Here is a 4784-nt window from a genome sequence, read left to right as displayed (position 1 = left end):
TTTCCCCCCCCCCCCGGGGGGGGGGGGGGGGCCGGAGGGGCAGGGTGTCCGGACGTAAAGCGAAGCAGTCCGGACACCCTGCCCCGCAGGCCCGCCACCGCACTCGACAGCCCCGCGCAGCGGACCCGCCCGCCGCAGGCGCAACGGCGAGACAGCCAGCAACGTGGGGCGAAGCAAAGCGCAGCGGACGGGCCGCAGGCGCAACGGCGAACAACCACCACGGCGGGAAAGCCGACAACGTGGGGCGCAGGCAAAGCGCAGCGGAACGGCGGGACGGCCGACAACGTGGGAAGCGGCCCCGCCGCTAGGCGGAAGGGCGGCCCATCGCCCGATAGACCCACCCCGCCTTACGCCACAGCGCAGCGTCCAGCGCATTGCGGCCGTCGAGGATGCGGCGTTCGCCGGCCACTTCGGCCAGCTTTGCCGGGTCCAGTTCGCGGAACTCGCGCCACTCCGTCAGATGCAGCACCACGTCCGCGCCGCGCACCGCGTCCAGCGAGCTGTCCGCGTAGCCGAGGGTGGGGAAGAGCCGGCGGGCGTTCGCCATGCCCTTGGGGTCGTAGACGGTGACCTGGCCGCCCTGGAGGTGGATCTGGCCGGCGACGTTGAGCGCGGGGGAGTCGCGCACGTCGTCCGAGTCCGGCTTGAAGGTCGCGCCGAGGACGGCGACCCGCTTGCCGAGGAAGCCGCCGCCCACCGCGTCCCGGGCCATCTCGACCATGTGGCCGCGGCGCCGCATGTTGATCGAGTCGATCTCGCGGAGGAAGGTCAGCGCCTGGTCGGCGCCCAGTTCGCCGGCGCGTGCCATGAAGGCCCGCAGGTCCTTGGGCAGGCAGCCGCCGCCGAAGCCGATGCCGGCGCGCAGGAACTTCTTGCCGATCCGCTCGTCGTGGCCGATCGCCTCGGCCAGCTTCGCCACGTCGCCGTCGGCCGCCTCGCACACCTCGGCCATGGCGTTGATGAACGAGATCTTGGTCGCCAGAAAGGAGTTGGCGGCGGTCTTGACCAGCTCGGCGGTCGGGTAGTCCGTGACGACGAACGGCGAGCCCTCGGCGATCGGGGTGGCGTACACCTCGCGCAGCAGCGCCTCGGCCCGCTCGCTCATGACGCCGGCCACGATGCGGTCGGGGTGGAGGGTGTCCTGGACGGCGAAGCCCTCGCGCAGGAACTCCGGGTTCCACGCCAGCTCGGCGTCCGGGCCGGCCGGGGCGGTGGCGGCGAGCCGCTCGGCGAGCCGGGCCGCGCTGCCCACCGGCACCGTCGACTTGCCGACCACCAGCGTGGGCCGGGTCAGATGCGGCGCCAGCGCGTCGAAGGCGGACTCGACATAGGACATGTCGCAGGCGTACTCGCCGTGCTTCTGCGGGGTGTTCACGCAGACGAAGTGGATGTCCCCGAACGCGCCGACCTCCTCGTAGGAGGTGGTGAAGCGCAGTCGGCCGCTGGAGCCCTCGATCCCGGCGACGTGGCGGCGCAGCAGTTCCTCCAGCCCCGGCTCGTACATCGGGACCTCGCCCCGGCGGAGCATCTCGATCTTCTCCGGCAGCACGTCCAGCCCGAGCACCTCGTAACCCAGCTCGGCCATCGCGGCGGCGTGGGTGGCACCGAGGTAGCCGGTGCCGATCACGGTGATCTTGAGGGCCATGCGGGGGCTCCAGACGTCTGCGGAAAAACGGCGCTGACCGAGCATAGTCGGGCAGGGAACGCCCCACTCCGGTCATGCGCGCCACCCCTGGGGTAACTGTCGGCAACCTCACGTATCCGGGGCGGGGATCGGCGCCTAGAATCCTGTGTCAGTAAGGGTTACTTAACGGTAGTTAGCGCTGCCGACACCTCACAGGGGAGTGAGAAACCTTGGCGGGAACCGCTGATTTCGATCTGTACCGGCCGTCCGAGGAGCACGACATGCTCCGCGAGTCGGTGCGCTCGCTCGCCGAGGCGAAGATCGCGCCGTTCGCCGCCGCGGTCGACGAGGAGGCCCGCTTCCCCCAGGAGGCACTGGACGCGCTGGTCGCCAACGACCTGCACGCCGTCCACGTCCCCGAGGCGTACGGCGGCGCCGGCGCCGACGCGCTGGCGACCGTGATCGTCATCGAGGAGGTCGCCCGGGTCTGCGCCTCCTCCTCCCTCATCCCGGCCGTCAACAAGCTCGGCTCGCTCCCGGTGATCCTCTCCGGCGGCGAGGAGATCAAGAAGAAGTACCTGGCGCCGCTCGCCAACGGCGACGCGATGTTCTCGTACTGCCTGAGCGAGCCGGACGCCGGTTCCGACGCGGCCGGGATGAAGACCAAGGCGGTGCGGGACGGCGACCACTACGTCCTCAACGGCGTCAAGCGCTGGATCACCAACGCGGGCGTCAGCGAGTACTACACCGTCATGGCCGTCACCGACCCGGAGAAGCGCTCCAGGGGAATATCGGCCTTCGTTGTGGAGAAGGGCGACGAGGGTGTCTCCTTCGGTGCGCCGGAGAAGAAGCTCGGCATCAAGGGTTCCCCGACCCGCGAGGTCTACCTGGACAACGTCCGGATCCCCGCCGACCGCATGATCGGCGACGAGGGCACCGGCTTCGCCACCGCCATGAAGACCCTGGACCACACCCGCATCACCATCGCGGCCCAGGCCCTCGGCATCGCCCAGGGCGCGCTCGACTACGCCAAGGGGTACGTCCAGGAGCGCAAGCAGTTCGGCAAGCCGATCGGCGACTTCCAGGGCGTCCAGTTCATGCTCGCCGACATGGCCATGAAGCTGGAGGCGGCCCGCCAGCTCACCTACGCCGCGGCGGCCCGCTCCGAGCGGATCTCGGCCGGCGGCAAGGACGAGGACCTGACGTTCTTCGGCGCCGCCGCCAAGTGCTACGCCTCGGACGCCGCCATGGAGATCACCACGGACGCCGTCCAGCTGCTCGGCGGTTACGGCTACACCCGTGACTACCCGGTCGAGCGGATGATGCGGGACGCCAAGATCACGCAGATCTACGAGGGCACCAACCAGGTGCAGCGGATCGTGATGGCGCGCAACCTGCCGTAACGGCCGGCCGTGCACGGCGAAGGCCCCGGACCGCGCGGTCCGGGGCCTTTCGTGCGCCGGGGTCAGTTGTTGCTGGTGACGGTGACCGGCTGGTCGTTGTTCAGCTGCTGGACCAGCTGCTTGAGCTTGGCCTGGTCCCAGACGAGGTTGCCGCCGGTGCTGCCGGAGACCGGCATGTTCATCGACTTGCCGTCGCCGCTGGTGACGCCCTTCATCGCGAAGAACATCTGGCCCAGGTCCCACAGGTTCATGTCCTTGTCCACCTTCAGCGTGTCCAGACCCGCGCCCAGCACCGGGTAGAGCTTGAAGGGGTTGAGGACGGTGCCCGGTGTGGCGGCCTGCTTCGCGATGGTGGCCAGGAACTTCTGCTGGTTCTTGGTGCGTTGGAGGTCCTGGCTGGCGAAGGCGTGCCGGGTCCGGACGAAGGCGAGCGCCTGCGCGCCGTTCAGGGTCTGCGTGCCGGCCTTGAAGTCGGCGCCGGAGTCCTTGTCCTTGAACGCCTGGGGGATGTCCATCTGGACGCCGCCGAGCGCGTCGACGATGTTGGCGAAGCCGGCGAAGCCGATCTCGACGTAGTGGTCGATGTGCAGGTGGGTGTTGTACTCGATCGTGCGGACCAGCAGGTTCGGGCCGTCCATGGCGTAGGTCGCGTTCAGCTTGGTGTGCTTCCCGGTGTCCGGGAACCTCTTGCCGGAGGTCGAGCCGACGTACGAGGGGATCTCGACGTTGGAGTCACGCGGCAGGGAGATCAGCGTGGGACCGTTGCTGCCGTCGTGCAGGATCAGCATCGAGTCGGTGCGCCCGCCGTCGGTCGGGCCGCCGGTGTGCAGCTTCTGCTTCATCTCGTCGGTCATGCCCTCGCGGCTGTCGGTGCCGACGATCAGGTAGTTGGTGCCGCTGCCGGTGGCGGGCCGGTCGATGACCTTGCTCAGGTCCACCTCGCGGCGCAGCTTGCCGTTGGCCCATATATACGTGCCGACCGAGGCGACCAGCAGCACCAGGATCAGGGTCAGCACGGTCCACTTGATGCGGCGGCCCCAGCGGGGGCGCGGCCGGCCGCCGCCGTACCCGTCGCCTCCGTAGCCGTCGTCGCCGCGGCCCCGGCCGCCGCCGTAGACCTGCCCGGTGTTGTAACCGCTGTCGTAGCCGTTCTCGTAGGCGCCGTCGTAGCCCTGGGACTGCCGCGGCGGGCCACCCGCGCCGCGGCGCGGGGACATCGAGGGCGGCAGCGGGGGCTCGCGCCGCGGGGAGCCGGAGCCCGCGTCGCGCCGTACCTGGGGCATGGCGCGCGCTCCCTCCGGCTCGGCGCTGCCGCTGCCGCGTCCGTACTCGTCGCCGGATCGTCCTTGGGGCCACTCATTCATACCGGGAAGTGTGCACGCCGGAAGGGGGTGCTCCATAGGGCGGGTACGGGATCGGGCCAGGGCTGTTGCAGAGCTGATGCAAAGCGACGGAGCCCTACCGGCCCATACCGCAAGGCGGCCGACCATTCCGGCGGGACCAGCGGAAGAAGTCATTCCGGATGGTTTCCGGCGGGTGCGGGAGAGCGGTGTCACATCCGGGGTGCGAGCCATCTCACGCCCGCCCGCGGGCCCGGCCGGGGCCGCCCCGTACGGTCCCGTACGGCACCGGCTTACGCTGGTCTGCATGACCGACCTCGTCACCAACAGCCCGGAGGACGACCTCGCGGGCAAGCCCACCTCCGTCTCCCGCACCACGCTGTCGCACATCATGACCGCGGCCGACACCAACCTCCT

3 protein-coding genes and 1 pseudogene are annotated in these 4784 nt (G+C 70.0%); 2 read left to right on the top strand and 2 right to left on the bottom strand.

The features are described from left to right. Positions 1 to 304: 304 nt before the first annotated feature. On the bottom strand, positions 305 to 1645 hold the full coding sequence (locus RZ84_RS14115; protein ID WP_043264616.1) for a UDP-glucose dehydrogenase family protein: 1341 nt from the start codon (positions 1643 to 1645) through the stop codon (positions 305 to 307). Between the two features lie 209 nt (positions 1646 to 1854). Here RZ84_RS14115 and RZ84_RS14110 point away from each other — a divergent pair, with 209 nt between their 5' ends. Continuing rightward, on the top strand, positions 1855 to 3027 hold the full coding sequence (locus RZ84_RS14110; RefSeq protein ID WP_043264615.1) for an acyl-CoA dehydrogenase family protein: 1173 nt from the start codon (positions 1855 to 1857) through the stop codon (positions 3025 to 3027). Positions 3028 to 3089: 62 nt separating this feature from the next. On the opposite strand, the gene RZ84_RS14105 is transcribed toward RZ84_RS14110, so the two are convergent. Further along, on the bottom strand, positions 3090 to 4391 hold the full coding sequence (locus RZ84_RS14105; RefSeq protein WP_078893751.1) for an LCP family protein: 1302 nt from the start codon (positions 4389 to 4391) through the stop codon (positions 3090 to 3092). Between the two features lie 283 nt (positions 4392 to 4674). Here RZ84_RS14105 and RZ84_RS41070 point away from each other — a divergent pair. After that, a pseudogene (locus tag RZ84_RS41070) lies at positions 4675 to 4784 on the top strand (acyl-CoA thioesterase); the annotation flags it as partial.

It is taken from the genome of Streptomyces sp. CT34 (genome assembly GCF_000805335.1).
Taxonomy (GTDB): Bacteria; Actinomycetota; Actinomycetes; order Streptomycetales; family Streptomycetaceae; genus Streptomyces.
The sequence above is the reverse complement of the archived record's forward strand: the minus strand, read 5'-3'. Positions and strand labels throughout refer to the sequence as shown.